Origin of the sequence: Streptomyces collinus (assembly GCF_031348265.1) — a bacterium.
Taxonomy (GTDB): Bacteria; Actinomycetota; Actinomycetes; order Streptomycetales; family Streptomycetaceae; genus Streptomyces; species Streptomyces collinus.
The window spans coordinates 1,157,606-1,178,222 of sequence record NZ_CP133771.1 but is presented as its reverse complement, the minus strand read 5'-3'; the positions used below and the strand labels follow the sequence as shown (position 1 = coordinate 1,178,222).

The 20,617-nt window shown below is 71.7% G+C and carries 17 protein-coding genes and 1 pseudogene; 8 read left to right on the top strand and 10 right to left on the bottom strand.

The annotated features are described in order from the left end of the window. Nucleotides 1-74 precede the first annotated feature (74 nt). Together RFN52_RS05160 and RFN52_RS05155 are read left to right on the top strand one after the other, a co-directional pair. Nucleotides 75-446 (top strand): VOC family protein, encoded by a 372-nt coding sequence (locus RFN52_RS05160; RefSeq protein ID WP_184842963.1) that lies wholly within the window; start codon nucleotides 75-77, stop codon nucleotides 444-446. 10 nt (nucleotides 447-456) lie between these two features. Then, nucleotides 457-1,242 (top strand): Fpg/Nei family DNA glycosylase, encoded by a 786-nt coding sequence (locus RFN52_RS05155; protein WP_184842960.1) that lies wholly within the window; start codon nucleotides 457-459, stop codon nucleotides 1,240-1,242. A gap of 278 nt (nucleotides 1,243-1,520) precedes the next feature. Here RFN52_RS05155 and RFN52_RS40045 read toward each other — a convergent pair. The 4 genes and pseudogenes from RFN52_RS40045 to RFN52_RS05135 all read right to left on the bottom strand — a co-directional run. After that, nucleotides 1,521-1,643: pseudogene (locus RFN52_RS40045) on the bottom strand (SDR family NAD(P)-dependent oxidoreductase); the annotation flags it as partial. Nucleotides 1,644-1,659: 16 nt separating this feature from the next. Then, nucleotides 1,660-2,556, bottom strand: coding sequence for a DMT family transporter (locus RFN52_RS05145; RefSeq protein ID WP_184853797.1), 897 nt, complete (start codon nucleotides 2,554-2,556; stop codon nucleotides 1,660-1,662). Between the two features lie 199 nt (nucleotides 2,557-2,755). Next, nucleotides 2,756-3,628 carry an acyl-CoA thioesterase gene (locus RFN52_RS05140; protein WP_033307195.1) on the bottom strand — a complete coding sequence of 291 codons (873 nt, stop codon included), beginning with the start codon at nucleotides 3,626-3,628 and terminating at the stop codon, nucleotides 2,756-2,758. A gap of 37 nt (nucleotides 3,629-3,665) precedes the next feature. After that, a complete protein-coding gene (locus tag RFN52_RS05135; protein ID WP_184842957.1) occupies nucleotides 3,666-6,179 on the bottom strand; it encodes a DEAD/DEAH box helicase in 2,514 nt (837 codons plus the stop codon). 145 nt (nucleotides 6,180-6,324) lie between these two features. Here RFN52_RS05135 and RFN52_RS05130 point away from each other — a divergent pair, with 145 nt between their 5' ends. Further along, nucleotides 6,325-7,119 carry a metal-dependent hydrolase gene (locus RFN52_RS05130; protein ID WP_184842954.1) on the top strand — a complete coding sequence of 265 codons (795 nt, stop codon included), beginning with the start codon at nucleotides 6,325-6,327 and terminating at the stop codon, nucleotides 7,117-7,119. A 24-nt stretch (nucleotides 7,120-7,143) separates the two neighbouring features. Here RFN52_RS05130 and RFN52_RS05125 read toward each other — a convergent pair whose 3' ends face one another. The 4 genes from RFN52_RS05125 to RFN52_RS05110 form a co-directional block, all read right to left on the bottom strand. After that, the gene (locus tag RFN52_RS05125; protein WP_062925494.1) at nucleotides 7,144-7,389 is read right to left on the bottom strand and encodes a type B 50S ribosomal protein L31; all 246 of its coding nucleotides are present in this window, start codon (nucleotides 7,387-7,389) and stop codon (nucleotides 7,144-7,146) included. Between the two features lie 35 nt (nucleotides 7,390-7,424). Further along, the gene (locus RFN52_RS05120; RefSeq protein WP_184842951.1) at nucleotides 7,425-7,895 is read right to left on the bottom strand and encodes a DUF5709 domain-containing protein; all 471 of its coding nucleotides are present in this window, start codon (nucleotides 7,893-7,895) and stop codon (nucleotides 7,425-7,427) included. Between the two features lie 212 nt (nucleotides 7,896-8,107). Further along, a complete protein-coding gene (locus tag RFN52_RS05115) occupies nucleotides 8,108-9,889 on the bottom strand; it encodes an ABC transporter ATP-binding protein (protein ID WP_184842948.1) in 1,782 nt (593 codons plus the stop codon). Further along, nucleotides 9,886-11,691, bottom strand: a complete 1,806-nt coding sequence (locus RFN52_RS05110; protein ID WP_184842945.1) for an ABC transporter ATP-binding protein — start codon at nucleotides 11,689-11,691, stop codon at nucleotides 9,886-9,888. The genes RFN52_RS05115 and RFN52_RS05110 overlap by 4 nt, the downstream gene beginning before the upstream one ends. Nucleotides 11,692-11,902: 211 nt before the next feature. On the opposite strand from RFN52_RS05110, the gene RFN52_RS05105 reads away from it, so the two are divergent. From RFN52_RS05105 to RFN52_RS05095, 3 genes are all read left to right on the top strand, one after another. Further along, entirely contained in the window at nucleotides 11,903-12,649 is a 747-nt protein-coding gene (locus tag RFN52_RS05105; RefSeq protein ID WP_184842942.1) for a L,D-transpeptidase family protein, read from the top strand. A 42-nt stretch (nucleotides 12,650-12,691) separates the two neighbouring features. After that, nucleotides 12,692-14,296 (top strand): peptide-N4-asparagine amidase, encoded by a 1,605-nt coding sequence (locus RFN52_RS05100; RefSeq protein ID WP_184842939.1) that lies wholly within the window; start codon nucleotides 12,692-12,694, stop codon nucleotides 14,294-14,296. Between the two features lie 175 nt (nucleotides 14,297-14,471). Beyond that, nucleotides 14,472-15,938 (top strand): cation:dicarboxylate symporter family transporter, encoded by a 1,467-nt coding sequence (locus RFN52_RS05095; protein ID WP_184842937.1) that lies wholly within the window; start codon nucleotides 14,472-14,474, stop codon nucleotides 15,936-15,938. 76 nt (nucleotides 15,939-16,014) lie between these two features. On the opposite strand, the gene RFN52_RS05090 is transcribed toward RFN52_RS05095, so the two are convergent. Next, nucleotides 16,015-16,464 carry a MarR family winged helix-turn-helix transcriptional regulator gene (locus RFN52_RS05090; RefSeq protein WP_184842934.1) on the bottom strand — a complete coding sequence of 150 codons (450 nt, stop codon included), beginning with the start codon at nucleotides 16,462-16,464 and terminating at the stop codon, nucleotides 16,015-16,017. Nucleotides 16,465-16,550: 86 nt separating this feature from the next. Here RFN52_RS05090 and RFN52_RS05085 point away from each other — a divergent pair, with 86 nt between their 5' ends. Together RFN52_RS05085 and mltG are read left to right on the top strand one after the other, a co-directional pair. After that, nucleotides 16,551-18,353 carry an ABC transporter ATP-binding protein gene (locus tag RFN52_RS05085; protein ID WP_184842931.1) on the top strand — a complete coding sequence of 601 codons (1,803 nt, stop codon included), beginning with the start codon at nucleotides 16,551-16,553 and terminating at the stop codon, nucleotides 18,351-18,353. A gap of 43 nt (nucleotides 18,354-18,396) precedes the next feature. Next, a complete protein-coding gene (gene mltG / locus RFN52_RS05080) occupies nucleotides 18,397-19,242 on the top strand; it encodes an endolytic transglycosylase MltG (RefSeq protein ID WP_184842928.1) in 846 nt (281 codons plus the stop codon). Nucleotides 19,243-19,402: 160 nt separating this feature from the next. Here mltG and RFN52_RS05075 read toward each other — a convergent pair whose 3' ends face one another. Then, entirely contained in the window at nucleotides 19,403-20,479 is a 1,077-nt protein-coding gene (locus RFN52_RS05075; protein ID WP_184842924.1) for an NAD(P)-binding domain-containing protein, read from the bottom strand. Nucleotides 20,480-20,617 lie beyond the last annotated feature (138 nt).

Genomic DNA, 20,617 nt, shown 5'->3' with positions numbered 1-20,617 from the left:
GTCGGCCCGCTGACCGATGAGTTTCCGGATGCGCCCGGGTCCTCCCCTGAGGAGACTGTCCCCGGGAGGCGATCATGTTCGGTACGACGAAGGCGTTCAGTGGGTTCTCGGTGAACGACATCGAGGCGGCCAGGGCGTTCTACGCAGACACGCTCGGGCTTCGCGTGTCGGAGGAGAACGGGATGCTGATCCTGCACCTCGCGGGTGACCGGGACACCCTGGTCTATCCCAAGCCGGACCACACCCCGGCCACGTTCACCATCCTCAACTTCCCGGTCGACGACATCGAGGCCGCGGTCGACGAGCTGGCCGGGAAAGGGGTGCGCTTCGAGCGCTACGACCACCTCAAGACGGACGACAAGGGCATCTTCCGCGGCGGCGGCCCGCTGATCGCCTGGTTCACCGACCCCGCGGGGAACGTGCTGTCCGTCCTCCAGGAAACCTGACCCACCGGCCGTGCCCGAGCTCCCCGACGTCGAGGGCTTCCGGCAGGTGCTCCAGTCCTGCGCGAAGGGACGCGTCATCCGGCGCGTCGAGGTGCGGGACCCGGGCGTCCTGCACGGGGTCGACGCCGGGGGACTGCGGGAGGCGCTGGAGGGACGGCGTTTCGGCGCGCCGCAGCGGCACGGCAAGTGGTTGCTGGCCCGCACCGGCGGCCCCACCCTCGTACTGCACTTCGGCATGACGGGGCGGCTGGTGTGCGGTCAGGCCGATGATCCCGTCGAAGCGCATGACCGAGTCCTGTTCACCCTGGGAGGCGGCCGTCAGCTGCGCTTCCGTGACCAGCGCAAACTGCAGGGGCTCTGGCTGGCCCACGACGAGTCCGACGTGGAGCGGCTGCTGCGGCGGCAGGGGCCCGACGCCCTGGCGGTGGACCGTACGGAGTTCGAGGAGGTGCTCTCATCGCGCCGCGGGCATCTCAAGACGGCCCTCACCGACCAGTCCGTCCTTGCCGGCCTCGGCAATCTGCTCGCCGACGAGATCCTGTGGCGGGCCCGGCTGCGCCCGGACCTGGGGGCGCGTGACCTGACCCAGGAGGACCGCCGTCGTCTCTTCAGCGAAATGCGGCGCACCCTGCGCTCCTCCGTCACCGCCGGTTGCGTACCCCCGCGTGACACTTGGCTCACCGGCCACCGGGGCGACCGGGACCCGACGTGCCCGCGCTGCGGCACCGGCCTGCGCAGGTCCCGTATGGCCGGGCGGGGCACGGTGTGGTGCCCCCGGTGCCAGCCGGACGGGTGACCGGGGCGGCCCGGTCGGACAACGAGGCCACCCGCCGCGGGCGACACGGCGGCTCGGTCGGACAACCAGGCCACCCACCGGTCGCCGGCCGTCCCGGTCGCAGGGCGTCCCGGCGGCTCATTGGTCCGGAGTCAGGACGGCCGGGGCCCCGGCCAGGATGCCGCCGTCCACGATGAACTCACTGCCCGTCGAGAAGGTCGCGTCGATGACGATGAAGAGGACCATGCGGGCGACCTCCTCGGGCTCCCCGAGGAGGTCGCCCCCAGTCGATGACGCCCGGGGTCCCGGACGTCGGCGATCACGACGGAGGCACCCTCGGCCGCCAGGGCCCGTGCCACCGCGCTGCCGATGTCTCCGGCTCCTCCGGTGACGATCGCCACCCGCTCGCCGAGACGTCCCATGGTGGACCTCCTTCGCTCAGGGTGCCGCCGCGGTCTCGCGTTCCTCGTCCGGAGCCACCAACGACTGCGTGAACGGAATCCGCGCCAGTGCGAGAACCCCTGCGGCGATCAGCGCGACGCCGAACAGCTGGGGCAGGAGCCACCACCCGGAGCGGATGGTCTCCTCGTAGAGGGTGATGCCGAGGGCCAGGCTCACCAGAGCGTCGCCGAGGGTGAGCGCGGGCTGCGAGGCGACCAGCGGACCGGCCTGCATGGCGTTCTCCAGCAGGAACAGGGCGCACACGCCGGTGGCGGCGAAGGCGTAGGTCTGCCAGGCGGTGAGAAAGCCCACCAGACCCTGGTCGTCGAGGATGTGCATGGCGGCCTTCATCAGTGCGGCGGTCACCGCGTAGCTGATCGCCGTCGCGGCCCCCAGGCAGGCGGCCCGGGCCCGGCCCTCCGGGCGCCGGAGTGCGGCGAGAGCCAGGGCGACGACCGCACCCGCACACACGGCGAGCGCGGGAACCCAGCGGTCGAGCGCCACATGCGTACGGTTCCCGGCGGGGGCGGCAGCGGCGAGCGCGACCGCCAGACCCGCCACCACCACGGCCACGGCCAGCCAGCCCATGCCCGGCAGGTGCCGGTGCATCAGCAGCGACGCCACGATGAGGGTGAGCGGCAGCTCCAGCACGAACAACGGCTGCACGATCGTCAGCGGCCCGGTGGCCAGCGCCAGCGCCTGGCAGACGGCGGCGCCGATCACGGCGAGGATGCCCGCCAGCCAGACGGGGCGGCGCAGCAGATCGACGATCAGACCGGCCCGCAGCCCCTGGGACGCGGGCACGGTGAGCGCCGCCTTGCGCTGCAGCACGGTCGCCACGGCATTGCTGAAGGCCGCGCAGATCGCGAACACGACGGGGAGCACGGTGTGCAGCGTGGCCACCTCCCGGATCGGCGGGCGTGCGACGTCGGCAGTGCCTGCTCCTGCCATGGTCGCCGGATCCGGTCGGGGGCGCGATCGGAGCCCCGCGCTCTGGCCCCCGCGCACCGCACACCGCCCCCGGCGCACCGGACCCCGCGCACCGGACTCCGATCGCCGCCCCGATCACCACCCCGATCGTCGGACAGCCAGGTCAGCCCAGCTTCCGGAAGAGCCCCTCCTGCACCACGGACACGACCAGTCGGCCCTCACGGTCGTAGATCCGGCCCCGTGCCAGACCCCGGCCGCCGACCGCGATCGGCGACTCCTGGTCGTAGAGGAGCCAGTCGTCCGCGCGGAAGGGACGGTGGAACCACATCGCGTGGTCGAGCGACGCCATGTCGAAGCCGCGCGGGCCCCACAGCGGCTCGACGGGGATGCGGACGGCGTCCAGGAGGGTCATGTCGCTGGCGTAGGTGAGGGCGCAGGTGTGCACGAGCGGGTCGTCGCCCAGCGGCCCGACCGCGCGCATCCACACGGCGCTGCGCGGCTCGGCGTCCCGGGCCTCCTCGGCGGTCCAGCGCAGGCGGTCCACGTAGCGGATGTCGAAGGGCTGGCGGCGGGCCATCCGCTCCAGCTGCTCGGGCAGCGCGCCCAGGTGCTCGCGGATCTCGTCCGTGACGGTGGGCAGGGACTCCGGGTCCGGGACCTTGCGGGCGGGCGGCAGCTGGTGCTCGAAGCTGCCCTCCTCCGGCTTGTGGAAGGAGGCGGTGAGATTGAAGATCGTGCGGCCCTGCTGCACGGCCGTGACCCGGCGGGTGGTGAAGGACCGCCCGTCGCGCACATGTTCGACCTGGTACACGATCGGCACCCCCGGCCGGCCGGGGCGCAGGAAGTACGCGTGCAGCGAGTGCACGGGACGGTCGCCCTCCGTGGTGCGGCCGGCGGCGACCAGCGCCTGCCCGGCCACCTGCCCGCCGAAGACCCGCTGCAGGGACTCTTGCGGGCTGCGGCCGCGGAAGATGTTGACCTCGATCTGCTCCAGGTCGAGCAGGTCGACGAGCCTCTCGGCCGGGTTCGTCGTCATGGGTGGGATTCTCCTGTGCTCGCTGCTGCCCGGCCCGTCACAGCTGGCCGACGTCGGTGACGCGGACGATCGCGCGGCCCTCCGCGTCCGAGGCCGTGAGATCGACCTCCGCGCTGATACCCCAGTCGTGGTCGCCGTTCGGGTCGTGGAAGATCTGCCGGACCCGCCACAGGGCGTTCTCCGGCTCCTCCTCGATGAGCAGCAGCTTGGGGCCGCGGGCGTCGGGCCCGGTGCCGAGATCCTCGTACTCGTCCCAGTACTTGTCCATCGCCTCGCCCCACGCGTCGGCGTCCCAGCCGGACTCCCCGTCCATCTCGCCCAGTTCGCCGACCTGGTCGAGGGCGGCCAGTTCCACGCGGCGGAACATGGCGTTGCGGACCAGGACGCGGAAGGCGCGGGCGTTGGCGGTGACCGGCTTGACCTCGTCGGCCTTCTCCTGGGCCTCCTCGGCGGTCATCTCCGCCGGGTTGGCCAGCTGCTCCCACTCGTCCAGCAGGCTGGAGTCGACCTGGCGCACCATCTCGCCCAGCCAGGCGATCAGATCCTGGAGGTCCTCGGACTTGAGGTCGTCGGGCACGGTGTGGTCGAGGGCCTTGTAGGCGCTGGCGAGATAGCGCAGCACGATGCCCTCGGTGCGGGCCAGCTCGTAGTGGGAGACCAACTCGGTGAAGGACAAGGCCCGTTCGTACATGTCGCGGATGACCGACTTCGGCGACAGCGGATGGTCGCCGACCCAGGGGTGGCTCTTGCGGTACGTGTTGTACGCGTGGAAGAGCAGCTCCTCCAGCGGCTTGGGATACGTGATGTCCTGGAGGCGCTCCATGCGCTCCTCGTACTCGACCCCGTCCGCCTTCATCTGGGCCACGGCCTCACCGCGCGCCTTGTTCTGCTGGGCGGCGAGGATCTGCCGGGGGTCGTCGAGCGTGGACTCCACGACGGACACCATGTCGAGCGCGTACGACGGCGACTCGGGGTCGAGCAGTTCGAAGGCGGCGAGCGCGAAGGTGGACAGCGGCTGGTTGAGCGCGAAGTCCTGCTGCAGATCCACGGTGAGGCGGACGATGCGGCCGGTGGCGTCCGGCTCGTCGAGCTTCTCGACGATGCCGCCGTCCAGCAGGGACCGGTAGATCGCGATGGCCCGGCGGATGTGCCGCAACTGCTGCTTGCGCGGCTCGTGGTTGTCCTCCAGCAGCTGGCGCATCGCCTCGAAGGCGTTGCCGGGGCGGGCGATCACCGACAGCAGCATCGTGTGCGTCACCCGGAACCGGGACGTCAGCGGCTCCGGCTCGGAGCCGATGAGCTTCTCGAAGGTCTGCTCCGACCAGGCGACGAAGCCCTCCGGGGCCTTCTTGCGGACGACCTTGCGGCGCTTCTTCGGGTCGTCACCTGCCTTGGCGAGGGCCTTCTCGTTCTCGACGACGTGCTCGGGCGCCTGCGCGACGACGAAGCCCTCCGTGTCGTAACCGGCCCGTCCGGCCCGGCCCGCGATCTGGTGGAACTCCCGGGCGCGCAGGGTGCGTACACGGGTGCCGTCGTACTTGGTGAGGGCGGTGAACAGCACGGTGCGGATGGGGACGTTGACGCCCACGCCGAGTGTGTCAGTGCCGCAGATGACCTTCAGCAGACCGGCCTGCGCGAGCTTCTCCACCAGGCGGCGGTACTTGGGCAGCATGCCGGCGTGGTGCACGCCGATGCCGTGCCGGACGTAACGGGAGAGGTTGCGGCCGAACTTGGTGGTGAAGCGGAAGTTGCCGATCAGATCGGCGATCTGCTCCTTCTCCTCCTTGGAGCACATGTTGATGCTCATCAGCGCCTGCGCCCGCTCCACGGCCTGCGCCTGTGTGAAGTGCACGATGTAGACGGGCGCCTGCCGGGCGGAGAGCAGATCGGTGAGCGTCTCGGTGAGCGGGGTGTAGCGGTACTCGTAGGAGAGTGGCACCGGCCGGGTCGCCGAGCGGACCACCGCGGTCGGGCGGTTCGTGCGGCGGGCGAGGTCCTTCTCGAAGAAGGAGACGTCGCCGAGCGTCGCCGACATCAGCACGAACTGCGCCTGCGGCAGTTCCAGGATCGGGATCTGCCAAGCCCAGCCGCGGTCGCCCTCCGCGTAGAAGTGGAACTCGTCCATCACGACCTGGCCGACGTCCGCGTCCTTGCCGTCGCGCAGCGCGATCGACGCGAGTACCTCGGCGGTGCAGCAGATGACGGGGGCGTCGGCGTTGACGGAGGCGTCGCCGGTGAGCATGCCGACGTTCTCGGTGCCGAAGATCTTGCACAGCTCGAAGAACTTCTCCGACACCAGCGCCTTGATCGGGGCGGTGTAGAAGGTGACCTCGTCCCGGGCCAGGGCCGCGAAGTGCGCGCCCGCCGCGATCATGCTCTTGCCGGAGCCGGTGGGCGTCGACACGATCACGTTCGCGCCGGAGACCACCTCGATCAGCGCCTCCTCCTGGTGGGGGTAGAGCGTGAGACCCCGCTCGCCGGCCCACGACTCGAAGGCTTCGTACAAGGCATCGGGGTCGGGGGTCCGCGGCAGCTGATCGATGAGGGTCACGCCCCCATCTTGCCTGGCCCGGTGCCCGATGCGGGAATCGGCTGCGGGCCCGAAGATCACGAACGCTACGCTGGGGCGCCGACGGGACGTCAGCGCGCCCGGTGAACTGGACAGCGGCACAGGACGAATGGGGCGGGCAGCGGCCATGATGGGACCAGCACACTCACTGTCGGGAGCCGCGGCCTGGCTCGGCGTCGGTGCGGCCGCCGCGGCGGCCGGGCACCCGATGCCCTGGCCGGTCCTGCTCGTCGGCGCCCTGGTCTGCGCCGGGGCCGCCCTCGCCCCGGACCTCGACCACAAGGCGGCCACCATCTCCCGGTCCTTCGGACCGGTGTCGCGCTGGCTGTGCGAGATCGTCGACAAGCTGTCGTACGCCGTCTACAAGGCGACCAAGAAGCAGGGCGACCCGCGCCGCTCCGGCGGGCACCGCACCCTCACGCACACCTGGCTGTGGGCGGTGCTGATCGGGGCCGGCACCTCGGTGGTGGCGATCACCAGCGACCGCTGGGGCGTGCTGGCGATCCTCTTCGTGCACATGGTCCTGGCCATCGAGGGCCTGCTGTGGCGGGCGACGCGCGGCTCCAGCAGCGAGGTTCTGGTGTGGCTGCTGGCCGCGACCACCGCGTGGATTCTCGCGGGCGTGCTGGACAAGCCCGGCAACGGCGCGGACTGGCTGTTCACGGCGCCGGGCCAGGAGTACCTGTGGCTCGGACTGCCGGTGGTGCTGGGCGCGATCGTGCACGACATCGGGGACGCGCTCACGGTGTCCGGCTGCCCGATCCTGTGGCCCATCCCGGTCGGGCGCAAGCGCTGGTACCCGATCGGCCCGCCCAAGGCCATGCGGTTCCGGGCGGGCAGCTGGGTCGAGCTCAAGGTGCTGATGCCGGTGTTCATGCTGCTCGGCGGGGTGGGCTGCGCGGCCGCGCTCAACGTCATCTGAGCGCAGCCGGTCCCGGGGAATCCCTCAGCCGCCGCCGTAGCGCCGCTCGAAGGCGGCGACCCGGCCCTCGGAGTCCACCGTGCGGGCCCTGCCCGTGTAGAAGGGGTGGCTCTCCGAGGAGATCTCCACGTCCACGACCGGGTAGGTCTCGCCGTCGTCCCACTCGATGGTCTGGTCGCTGGTCGCGGTGGACCGGGTGAGGAACGCGTATCCGGCGGCGCGGTCGCGGAAGACGACGGGCTGGTAGTCGGGGTGCTTGTCCTGCTGCATGGATGCTCCTCGAACGGCTCGGGCCGGGCTGGCGATCAGCCGGACAGGGTGTCCTCGTCCACGATGTGCACGGCGGCCTCCTCGGCCGATGCCGCGGCGCCGTCGATGCCCACGTCCATGGCGACCAGTGCCTCCTCCTCGTCCTCGTGGGCGCCCTCGTCGGGTGCCACGAGCCGGCCGGAGCGCGCGGCGCCGACCTCGTTGTCCAGGAGTTCCCCGTCGGAGCCGGTGCAGTCCCCGAGGCCGTCACCGTCCGGAGCGGCGGCCTCCGGCAGTTCCTCGGAGAGCCGCTGGTCCAGCGTCTCGCCCCGCTGTCGCTCGGCCGCAGTCACGCCGAGGTGTTCGACGGCCCAGGGCCGCTCCGGAGGGGACCAGCCCCGGTCCAGGGGATCGTCGACGCCGTCGTTCTCCAGGGTGTCCTCGGCGTCGAGCAGCCCCGTGTCCTCCCTCTGCTCGTCTTGGTCCGGCTGATAGACGTCGTCTCCCCAGCCGTCGGAGCTGTTCACGGGTACCTCCAGGGGGTGGGGACGGGCCCGTATCCACGGGGCCCGTGCCGGGCCGCCGCCGCGGAGCACTGACGCCGCCCGTACCTCTGGTTCCCGGGCGTCCCCCGAGCCGGTGCCTGATTCCAGCCTTCCACCCAGGCTCGTGACCGCGCAACGCCAAGGACACGACCGCCCCCCTGAGAGGCGGGCGGCCGTGTCGCACGACGAGGTGCTCAGCCGTGCCACGACCTCCACAGCGCCGCATACGCCCCGTCCGCGGCGACCAGCTCGTCGTGGCTGCCCAGCTCGCTGATCCTGCCGTTCTCGACGACGGCGATGACGTCCGCGTCGTGGGCGGTGTGCAGCCGGTGGGCGATGGCGACGACGGTGCGGCCGTCGAGGACCCGGGCCAGGGAGCGCTCCAGGTTGCGGGCCGCGCGCGGGTCGAGCAGCGACGTCGCCTCGTCCAGGACCAGCGTGTGCGGGTCGGCCAGCACCAGGCGGGCCAGCGCGATCTGCTGGGCCTGGGCCGGGGTGAGCGCCAGACCACCCGAGCCGACCTCGGTGTCGAGGCCCTCGTCGAGCGCACGGGCCCAGCCGTCCGCGTCGACCGCGCCCAGCGCCGCCCACAGCTCGGCGTCGACGGCACCGGTCCGCGCGAGCCGGAGGTTGTCGCGCAGGGAGCCCACGAAGACGTGGTGCTCCTGGTTGACCAGGGCCACGTGGGAGCGGACGCGCTCGGCGGGCATCCGGGACAGCTCGGCGCTGCCCAGGGTGATCCGGCCGTCCCGGGGCGCGTAGATCCCGGCGAGCAGCCGCCCCAGTGTGGACTTGCCCGCACCCGAGGGGCCGACCAGGGCCAGCCGGGTGCCGGGCGCGACCTCCAGGGACACCTTGCGCAGGACGTCCACGCCCTCCAGGTACCCGAAGTGCACCCGGTCGGCGTGTACATGGCGTCCTTCGGGTTCCACGGCGGGATCCCCGGCTTCCGGCTCGATGTCCCGGACCCCGACGAGCCGGGCCAGCGACACCTGGGCCACCTGCAGCTCGTCGTACCAGCGCAGGATCATGCCCACCGGGTCGACCAGCATCTGGGCGATCAGCGCGCCGGTCGTCAGCTGGCCGACGTCGATCCACCCGTGCAGTGCGAACACGCCGCCGATCATCAGGACGGAGGCGAGCACGGTCACGTGAGTGGTGTTGATGACCGGGAAGAGCACCGACCGCAGCCAGAGCGTGTACCGCTCCCAGGCCGTCCACTCACGGATGCGGCGTTCCGACAGCGCGACACGGCGCTCGCCGAGGCGGTGGGCCTCGACGGTGCGCCCTGCGTCCACGGTCTCGGCGAGCGCGGCGGCCACGGCGGCGTACCCGGCGGCCTCGGAACGGTAGGCCGAGGGCGCCCGCCGGAAATACCAGCGGCAGCCGACGATCAGCAGCGGCAGGGCGAGCAGGACGGCGAGGGCCAGCGGCGGCGCCGTGATCACCAGCCCGCCCATCAGCAGGAACACCCACACCACGCCGATCGACAGCTGAGGCACGGCCTCACGCATCGCGTTGCCGAGGCGGTCGATGTCGGTCGTGATGCGCGACAGCAGGTCACCGGTCCCGGCCCGTTCCAGCACCCCGGGCGGCAGCCCGACCGACCGGACGAGGAAGTCCTCGCGCAGGTCGGCCAGCATCCGCTCGCCCAGCATCGCGCCGCGCAGCCGTACCTGACGGACGAACACGGCCTGGACGGCCAGCGCGGCCACGAAGAGCCCGGCCGTGAGTTCCAGCCGCAGGTCCCGCGCCCCGTCGGACACCCGCTCCACCAGTCCGCCCAGCAGCCAGGGACCGGCCATCGAGGCGATCACGGCGGCCGTGTTGACGGCGACCAGCAGCAGGAACGCCCGCCGGTGCCGGCGCAACAGCTCTGCCACGTAGGCGCGCACGGTCTCGTGGGCGCCGACCGGCAGGGTGTTCGCCGTCGTCGGGGCCGCCGGGTCGTACGCCGGTGGCGCGACGCCGATCATGCCTTCTCCTCGATCTCTTCCAGTTCCTGCAGTACGTCGTCCAGGGCGACGGAGCCGTTCAGGGCGGCCTCGTCGTCCGTCTCGCGGGTGACCACCGCCCGGTAGCGGGGGTCGGTCCGCACCAGCTCGCGATGCGCGCCCACCGCCACGGCCTCGCCGTCGTGCAGGAACACGACCCGGTCGGCGCGGTCCAGGAGCAGCGGGGAGGAGGTGAACACCACGGTCGTGCGCCCGTCGCGCAACTCCCGCACGCCCTGCGCGATCCGGGCCTCGGTGTGCGAGTCGACGGCCGAGGTCGGCTCGTCCAGGACGAGCGCCTCCGGGTCCGTGATCAGCGACCGGGCGAGTGCGAGCCGCTGGCGCTGGCCGCCGGACAGGGACCGGCCGCGCTCGGTGATCCGGGCGTCCATCGGGTCACCCGCGTCCAGCGAGCCCTGCACCAGCGCCGCCAGCACGTCGTCGCACTGCGCGGCCGCCAGCGCCTCCCGCGGCTGGACGGCGCCCGACGCGGGTACGTCGAGCAGCTCGCGCAGCGTGCCGGACAGCAGCACCGGGTCCTTGTCCTGGACGAGGACGGCGGTACGGGCGCTGTCCAGCGGGAGTTCGTCGAGCGGTACCCCGCCCAGCAGCACCGAGGTGCCCTCCTGGGAGGGGTGTCCGCCCAGCCGTTCCGCCAGCAGGCCCGCCGCGTCCGGGTCGCCGCACACCACGGCCGTGAGCCGTCCGGCGGGCGCGAGCAGCCCGGTGTCCGGGTCGTACAGGTCGCCTGACGGAACCTCGGCCGCGCGCGATCCCGCGGTGTCCGTGGGCCGTTGCAGCGACAGCACCCCCGCGGCCCGTTTGGCGGAGGGGCGGGAGAAGGAGTACGCCATGGCGATCTCCTCGAAGTGCCGCAGCGGGTAGGTGAGGACCATCACCGAGCTGTAGACGGTGACCAGTTCGCCGACGGTGATCCGGCCCTCGCGCGCCAGCCCCACGCCGTACCAGACGACGGCGACGAGCAGCAGCCCGGGCAGCAGGACCTGGATCGCGGAGATCAGGGCCCACATCCGGGCGCTGCGCACGGCCGCGTGGCGGACCTCCTGGGAGGCGCTGCGGTAGCGGTCGAGGAACAGCTCCTCGCCGCCGATGCCGCGCAGCACGCGCAGGCCGGCGACGGTGTCCGAGGCGAGTTCGGTGGCGCGTCCGGCCTTCTCGCGCTGGGTGTCGGCGCGCCGGGTGGCGCGGGGGAGCAGCGGCAGCACGGCGAGCGCCAGTGCGGGCAGCCCCACGGCGACGACCACGCCGAGCGCCGGCTGGTAGACCAGCAGGCCGACGCAGACCAGCACGATGGTGACCAGGGCCGCGGTGAAGCGGGACAGGGCCTCGACGAACCAGCCGATCTTCTCGACGTCACCCGTGGAAACCGCGACCACCTCACCTGCCGCGACGCGCCGGGTCAGCGCCGAGCCCAGATGGGCGGCCTTGCGGGCGAGCAGTTGCTGGACGCGGGCGGCCGCCGTGATCCAGTTGGTGATCGCGGTGCGGTGCAGGAAGGTGTCGCCGACCGCGTTGCCGACGCAGGCCAGCGCCAGTAACCCGCCCGCCAGGGCGAGCTCGGTGCCGGAGCGGTCGACGACGGCCTGCACGGCGACTCCGACACAGAACGGCAGGGCGGCGACGGAGGCGAAGTGCAGCAGCCCCCAGGACAGCGACTTCAGCTGACCGCCCAGCTGATTGCGGAAGAGCCACCACAGGAATCGGGGACCCGAACGCGCGTCCGGCACGCCTGGGTCGGGGTACGGAAGGTCTTGAATCTGCATGACGTCCCAGTGGCTCGTGTCAGGGGGCGAACGGGTGGGGAGGCGGGTCGGCGGGGGAGCGGGGGCGGCCGCCTGCGAGGGCAGCAAACCGTGACAGGTTCGCTCTGTCGCGAGGTGGCGGGCAACAGGTTTTCCGCCCACCGAACGGAACCGGCCGTGCGCCGTGCGCCACCGACTCTCCGGGCCTCGGCCCGCCGTCGCCCGGATCGCGGTGCGACCATGGAGCGATGCACAGTGGTGGCGTACGACGAGCCGTGACCGCGACGGCGGTCCTCGCCTCCTTCCTGACAGCTCGTCCGCCTGCGGCGGCGCGGGGAATGGTGGGGCGGGACAAGCCGCGGGCCGGGCGGCCCGCACCCAGGCGGCCACGGCCGCCCCGACGCGCGTCCCGGGCGTCGGAGACCGGCTCCAGCGGCGGATCCCGTCCGCCTCCCGCCAGGTCGTCGCGGTCTACGGCGACGGGAAGGACTCCGCCGACTCCACGGTCGTCCTGTACACGAAGCACGGCTCGACCTGGCAGCGGGAGCGCGGCTGGACCGGGCACAACGGCAAGAAGGGCTGGACCACCGACCATCGCGAGGACGACGACCGCAGTCCCGTGGGCGTGTTCACCCTCAGCGACGCGGGCGGCGTGCTGCCGGACCCGGGCTCCCGGCTGCCGTACACCCGCTCCGCGGGCTTCGCCGCCCCGCGCTGGTGGGCCGAGTCGCACTGGCACGACTTCGACTACGTCATCGCCATCGACTACAACCGCGTCAAGGGCACCCCGCCGAACGACCAGACCCGCCCCGAGGGCGAGGAGAAGGGTGGCGGGATCTGGCTGCACATGGACCACGGCAGCGGCACGTCGGCCTGTGTCAGCGTGCCCGAGCGGGCGATGAGGTACCTCCTGCGCACACTCGACCCGCGACAGCGTCCCGTGGTGGTGATGGGGGACAGGGCGGACCTGGCTGCTTAGTCCTCATTGCGCGGGTGGCCGACTCCCCGTAGAACACCGCCCATGAAGAGACGGATCGTCATGTCCATGCTTGCCGGAGCGACCCTCCTGGCGGGCACCCTCCTCGGCACCGGACCCGCCGGGGCGGCGGACGTCCCCGCCCCGGCGGCCGGCGTCCCCGCCGAGTTCGGCACCGACTGGCACGACCCGGTCACGGCCGCACCGCCGGTGGAGAGGCCCTCCGGAAAGACGTGCGAAGTCACCCTCGCCCAGGCGCAGTTCCGTGACTTCACCCCGTATCGCGGCACGTACACCCCGCCCGACGGCTGCGGTGACCGGTGGAGCAAGGTGGTGCTCCAACTCGACGGCAAGGTCAAGGGCCGCCAGTACGACCGGCTCGGCTACCTCCACGTCGGCGGGGTCGAGATCTTCCGCACGTCGACGCCGCAGCCCTCCCCGGACGGCATCGAGTGGTCCGTGGAGAAGGACGTCACGCGCTACAGCGACACCTTCCGCACGGGCCGGGACGTCGAGATGCTCATCGGGAACGTCGTCGACGACACCTACACGGGCGTCCTCGACGTCAAGGTCACGCTGACGTTCTACCAGGGCCGCCCCGACGGGAAGAGCCCCGACCGGGTCCTCACGCTCGACGGCGACTCGGCCCTCACCACCCCTCGCAACAGCGAACGGATCGTCGCCGAGGTGTACGCGACCGGCTCCGGCGGCGGCTGCGAGGAGTACTGGTACCTGACCGTGCCCGAGCCGGCTCCGTACTCCTGCAAGGCCGGTGCGGGTCCTTACCGGGAGGTGCAGATCAGCGTGGACGGGCGGCTCGCCGGGATCGCCGCACCGTTCCCGACCGTGTGGACCGGAGGCTGGTCCAACCCGTTCCTCTGGTACGTGATCCCGGGCCCGCGCGCCTTCGACATCAAGCCGATCACCTACGACCTCACCCCCTTCGCCGGGATCCTCAACGACGGCCGCCCGCACCGCGTGGAGGTCTCGGTCGTCGGCGTGCCCGAGGGGCAGACCGGCTGGAGCACGCCCGTGAACGTCCTGGTCTGGCAGGACGAGCAGCGCGCGCGGGTCACCGGGAAGCTCACCGTGCACAAGGAGGGTGACCTCGCCAACTCGTCTGTTCACAGGCCTGGTTCGGAGCACCGGGTCGACACCGAAGGCGCCCACCGGCTGACCGTCGGCGGCTACGTCGACACGTCGCACGGCCGCGTCACGACCACCGTCAGCCGCTCGCTCGCCAACACGTCCACGCACCGCTGGACCGACGGCGAGACGCGTGACGCTCTCGAAGCCGCCTGGAGGGACGACGAGTCGGTGACCGTCGGCGGGCGTATGACGCGGACTCACCGCCGCTACACGATGGACGGCACGACCACCCTCGGTGCGGGCGACCGCTTGCGCACCGTGCTGACCCTCGGCGACCGCGCCACGGTCGTCGGCACGCACGGCGGACGACGCACCACGTGGTCGCGGCTCGACAACTCCTATACGGGCGACGCGACGTACACGGCGAACGTGCCGCGCGACCAGCGCCACGCGGTCGGCACCACGAGCGAGCGCTACCGGCTGTACGGGTCACGCGGTTGCTACGACCGGACTCTGACCGCAGTGCAGGGGGTGCTCACGGAGGACCGCAACCGGTGCTGAGGTGAGCGATGGGGCGCGTGTGATGCGTGTCACTTATGACGCTTTTACTTGGCTGAAACGTTGCGGTCTTGTGCGCGATCAAGACAGCCTCCAGAGTGTTCGGAAACGGAAGCCGCTTTCCGCATCACAGAAGTCCCCTCCGGCTTCTGTGCGTCCCGTCCCCCTAGGAGGCTTCGTGCCCCCGTCCGTACCGTCCCTCCCGCGACGCGTCGCACGCACTCTACGTACCTCGCTTTTCGCGCAGGTTACCTGCGCGCTCGTCCTCGGAATCGTCGTCGGAAAGCTGTGGCCGGACACGGCCACGGCTCTCCAGCCGCTCGGCGACGGTTTCACCCGGCTCATCAAGACCGTGATCTCGCCCCTGGTGTTCTGCGTGGTCGTCGTCGGCATCGCCAAGGCCGGTGACCTGAAGGCGTTCGGCCGGATCGGGGTCAAAGCCCTCATCTGGTTCGAGATCGCCTCGACGGCAGCCCTGGTCATCGGTCTCGTCACCGCCAACGTCGTCGGCCCGGGCAGGGGCATGAACGTCGACCCCTCCTCGCTCGACGCCGCGGCGGTGCAGGAGACGACGGGCGGGGGCCACCTGCCCACGACGACCGAGTTCGTCCTGAACGCGCTGCCGCAGAGTTTCATCGGCGCCTTCGCCGACAATGAGCTCCTCCAAGTCCTGATCCTCGCCTGCCTGGTGGGTGCCGCCCTGCTGCACCTCGGGCACACCAAGGTGCCGAAGATCCTGCCCGCGATCGAGCAGGCCCAGGAGATCATCTTCGCGGTCGTCGGCTTCATCATGCGGCTCGCCCCGATCGCGGTGTTCGGCGCGATGGCCCACCTGGTCGGCAACTACGGCCTGGGTGTGATGCGGACGTACGCCAAGCTCATCGTGCTCTGTTACGTGGCGGCGGCGCTCTTCATCGCGCTGCTGGCCGTCGCCCTGAAGGCCGTGACCGGCCTCAGCCTGTGGAAGTTCCTGCGCTACATCCGCGAGGAGATGCTGCTCGCCCTCGGTACCGCGTCCACCGAGTCGGTCATGCCGCGCGTGATGCAGAAGCTGCGCCGGGCCGGTGCACGTGACGACGCCGTGGGGCTGGTGCTCCCCACCGGCTACTCCTTCAACCTCGACGGCGCGTCGCTCTACCTGTCCATCGGCACGCTGTTCATCGCCCAGGCCGTGGGTGTGGATCTGAGCCTCGGTCAGCAGGTCACCGTCGTCCTGGTGCTGATGCTGACCAGCAAGGGCATGGCGGGGATCCCCGGGTCGGCGTTCCTCGCCCTGTCCGCGACCGCCTCCTCCCTGGGGGCGATCCCCGCCGGGGCCGTCGCGCTGCTGCTGGGCGTGGACCGCATCATGGACTCGATGCGCGTCGTCACCAACCTGCTCGGCAACTGCGTCGCCGTCTTCGCGGTGTCCCGCTGGGAGGGGGCCCTGGACACCGACCGGGCGAAGAGGGTCCTCGACGGGGAGGACACCTCCACGCCGGGCGACGACGAGACGGGCGTCGGCGCCGAGAAGGCCCTCGGCGGCGAGAAAGACCCCGGCAGTGAGAAGGACCCCGGCGGTGAGACCGGCGCCGAGGCGCTGGCGCCGGGCATCCCGGCCCAGAAGCCCAAGGAGCTCAAGGAGCCCGCTCCCGAGGCCGGTTGACCGGAACCCAGTGGGCCGCGGCCTCCGCTCCGGCAGGACGAGCGGAGGCCGCGGCCCACTGTCGTGTCCCGTTCCCTCAGCAAGTCCCCGCCGGCGTCCCGTCGATCAGCGTGTCCAGCAACCCCCCGAGCGCCTCCCGCTGATCCCCCGTCAGCGGCGCGAGGATCTCCTCCGCGGCCGACCTGCGCGCCGCCCGCAGCTCGCGCAACGCGCCCCGGCCGTCGTCCGTGAGCTCGATGCGGATCACCCGCCGGTTCGCCGGGTCCGGGACCCGCCGCACCTTGCCGCTCGCCTCCAGACCGTCGACCAGCGTCGTGACGGCCCGCGGCACCACCTCAAGGCGCTCGGCCAGGTCGGCCATGCGCGGCGGCGAGCCCCAGTGCGCCAGCGTGCGCAACAGCCGGGACTGGGCCGGAGTGATGCCGAGGTCGCGGTGCTCCAGATGGCGTTTCTGGATGCGGTGCACCCGGCGGGTGAGCCGCAGCAACTGCTCGGCGAGCAGGCCGTCGGCGTCGGGCGTGGTCATGCGGGAACAATATCAGGATGCAGTTCATTGTGAGCATAGGTAACAATGAGCTGTGATCCGATCCGCCGCATCCCTCGTAGGAGCCCATGCATCCCGACCGTGAAGCCCCCTGGACCCCGCCGGCCGACTCCAAGGAGCAGCCCCGGCAGGTCCGCCGCATCCTCGGCCTCTTCCGCCCCTACCGGGGCCGTCTCGCGATCGTCGGGCTGCTGGTCGCCGCCGCCTCGCTGGTCTCGGTCGCCACGCCCTTCCTGCTGAAGGAGATCCTCGACGTAGCGATCCCCCAGGGGCGCACGGGCCTGCTCAGCCTGCTCGCCCTGGGGATGATCCTCAGCGCCGTCCTGACCAGCGTCTTCGGCGTCCTCCAGACCCTGATCTCCACGACGGTCGGCCAGCGCGTCATGCACGATCTGCGCACCGCCGTCTACGGCCGGCTCCAGCGCATGTCCCTCGCCTTCTTCACCCGTACGCGCACGGGCGAGGTGCAGTCCCGCATCGCCAACGACATCGGCGGCATGCAGGCCACCGTCACCTCCACCGCGACCTCCCTGGTCTCCAACGTCACCAGCGTGGTCGCCACGATCGTCGCGATGCTGGCCCTCGACTGGCGCCTGACGGTCGTCTCCCTGCTGTTGCTGCCGGTGTTCGTGTGGATCAGCCGCCGCGTCGGCAACGAACGCCGGAGGATCACCACCCAGCGCCAGAAGCAGATGGCCGCCATGGCCGCCACGGTCACCGAGTCGCTCTCCGTCAGCGGCATCCTGCTCGGCCGCACGATGGGCCGCTCCGACTCGCTGACCAAGTCCTTCTCCGACGAGTCCGAGGAGCTCGTCGACCTGGAGGTCCGGTCGAACATGGCCGGGCGCTGGCGCATGGCCGTCATCACGATCGTCATGGCCGCCCTGCCCGCCGTCATCTACTGGACCGCCGGCATGGCCCTCCAGCTCGGCGGCCCCGCGGTCTCCATCGGCACGATCGTCGCCTTCGTCTCGCTCCAGCAGGGCCTGTTCCGCCCGGCCGTGAGCCTGCTGTCGACCGGTGTGCAGATCCAGAGCTCCCTCGCCCTCTTCCAGCGCATCTTCGAGTACCTCGACCTGCCGGTCGACATCACCGAACGCCCCGACCCGGTCCGCCTCGACCAGATCAAGGGCGAGGTCCGCTTCGAGAACGTCTCCTTCGGCTACGACGGCAAGGACGGCCCGGTCCTCGACGGCATCGACCTCACCGTCCCGGCCGGCGGCAGCCTCGCGATCGTCGGCCCCACCGGCGCCGGCAAGTCCACCCTCGGCTATCTGGTGCCCCGGCTCTACGACGTGACCGGCGGCAGCGTCACCCTCGACGGGGTCGACGTCCGCGACCTCGACTTCGACACCCTGGCCCGTGCGGTCGGCGTCGTCTCGCAGGAGACGTACCTCTTCCACGCCTCCGTCGCCGACAACCTGCGCTTCGCCAAGCCCGACGCCACCGACGAGGAACTCCACCAGGCGGCCCGGGCGGCCCAGATCCACGACCACATCGCCGCCCTGCCCGACGGCTACGACACCGTCGTCGGCGAGCGCGGCCACCGCTTCTCCGGCGGTGAGAAGCAGCGCCTGGCCATCGCCCGCACCATCCTGCGCGACCCGCCGGTTCTCATCCTCGACGAGGCCACCAGCGCGCTGGACACCCGGACCGAAGCCGCCGTCCAGGACGCCATCGACGCCCTGTCGGCGAACCGCACCACTCTCACCATCGCCCACCGGCTGTCCACCGTGCGCGGCGCCGACCAGATCGTGGTCCTCGACTCGGGCCACGCGGTCGAACGCGGTACGCACGAGGAACTCCTGGAGGAGGGCGGCCGGTACGCGGCGCTCGTACGCCGGGACGCCCAACTGGAACCGACAAGATGAAAATATGCCGGGTTTGTGACGTTATGCGGGTTACCGTGCCCGCATGCAGAAGAACACTCCGCCACGGAGCACGATTCGACTGACGCGCCGGGGCCGCATCGCCCTCGTCGTGACCGGAGCCGTCGTGGTCGGTACCGCCGTGGCGGTGCCGCTGCTGACCCTGGGGGCCGAGGAGGAGAGCCGGCCCGCGACCCTGGCCGTCCCCGAGGGCTGGCGTGCGAGCCAGGTCTACGCGGCCGTCGACAAGGCCCTCGCCCTGCCCGCCGGCAGCACCAGGAAGTCCCTGGACAAGGCCGCGCTGAAACTGCCCAACGACGCCGAGGGCAACCCGGAGGGCTACCTCTTCCCGGCCACCTATCGGCTCCAGGAGAACACCACGCCGGACAAGCTCCTCGCGCTGATGGTCGACACCGCCAACGACCGGTTCAACCGTGCGCCCATCGCCGCCGGGGCGCAGCGCAACGCCATGAACGTGTACCAGGCCGTCACCATCGCGAGCATCGTCCAGGCGGAGGCGGCGACCAAGGCCGACATGGGCAAGGTCGCCCGGGTCATCTTCAACCGCCTTGAACGCGGCATGCCGTTGCAGATGGACTCCACCATCAACTACGCCCTGAACCGCTCCACCCTGCGTACGACGGAGAACGACACCCGGATCGACAGTCCCTACAACTCGTACCAGCGCATGGGCCTACCGCCCACGCCCATCGACAACCCGGGCGACGAGGCGATGCGCGCGGCCATCAACCCGACCCCGGGCAACTGGCTGTACTTCGTCACGGTCCGGCCGGGAGACACCCGCTTCACCGCCGACTACCAGGAACACCAGCGCAACGTCGCGGAGTTCAACGCGCAGAGGAAGAAGAGCGGGGCGCAGGCGGCCAGGTGAGGACGCGCGCGGGCCGGGGGACCCCGTCCCGCGTCACGCCGCGTCCCGGGGTTGACCCGGTGGACCCCGTCCCGCGTCACGCCGCGTCCCGGCGATGACCCGGTGAGCTCCGCCCCCTTCACGCGGCGTCCCGGCGATGGCCTGCTGGGCCCCGCCCCCGTCACGCCGCCGCCGGCTCCCGCTCCAGCAGCCGCCTGATGTCCCGTACGGCCGCGCGGCCGGCCCGGTTGGCTCCGATCGTGCTGGCCGACGGGCCGTAGCCGACGAGATGGATGCGGGGGTCCGCGGCCGCGTGCGTGCCCTCCATGCGGATGCCGCCGCCGGGGGAGCGCAGCCGGAGCGGGGCGAGGTGGTCGATGGCGGCGCGGAAGCCGGTGGCCCAGAGGATGACGTCGGCGTCGGCATGGCGACCGTCGTTCCAGTCCACTCCCGTGGGCGAGATGCGGTCGAACATCGGCTGCCGGTCGAGCACTCCGTCCTCGATGCCCTGCCGGATCGCGTCGTTGAGCGGCAGCCCGGTGACGGACACGACACTGCGGGGCGGCAGCCCCTGCCGGACCCGTTCCTCGACGAGCGCGACCGCGGCGCGGCCCGCGCCCTCGTCGAAGGGACCCTCGCGGAAGACGGGCGGGCGCCGCGTCACCCAGGTGGTGGCCGCCGCGTGCGAGGCGATCTCCAGCAGGTGCTGGGTGCCCGAGGCGCCGCCGCCCACCACCACGACCCGCTGTCCGGCGAACTCCTCGGGCCCGGGGTACTGCGCGGTGTGCAACTGCCGCCCCCGGAAGGTCTCCTGGCCCGGATAGCGGGGCCAGAACGGCCGGTCCCAGGTGCCGGTCGCGTTGATCAGCGCCCGCGCCGACCAGACGCCGTCCGAGGTCTCCACGAGCAGTCGTCCGCCGGGCCCCTCGCGCACGGCCCGTACGTCCACCGGGCGCCTGACCCGCAGGCCGAAGGTCCGCTCGTAGCGGTCGAAGTACGCGCCGATCACCTCGGCGGACGGCCGTGCCGGGTCCGCGTCCGTGAGCTCCATGCCCGGCAGGGCGTGCATCCCGTGCACCTTGCCGTACGTCAGCGACGGCCACCGGAACTGCCAGGCGCCGCCGGGAGCGGGGGAGTGGTCCAGCACGACGAAGTCGCGGTCCGGCTCGAAACCGGATCGCCGCAGGTGGTAGGCGCCGGCCAGCCCGGCCTGCCCCGCGCCGATGACGACTACCTCGACCTCGCGTGTGTTGTTCACGATTCTACCAACCGGGACGGGGCCGTGGATCTTCCCGGCGGGTGGCTCGCGCGGCTCCGAACGAGTGGACTCCTCCCCTCGCGGACCGCAAGGCGGTCTCCGCCACGGACGCGGATGGTGATGTCCTTGCGTCCCGCC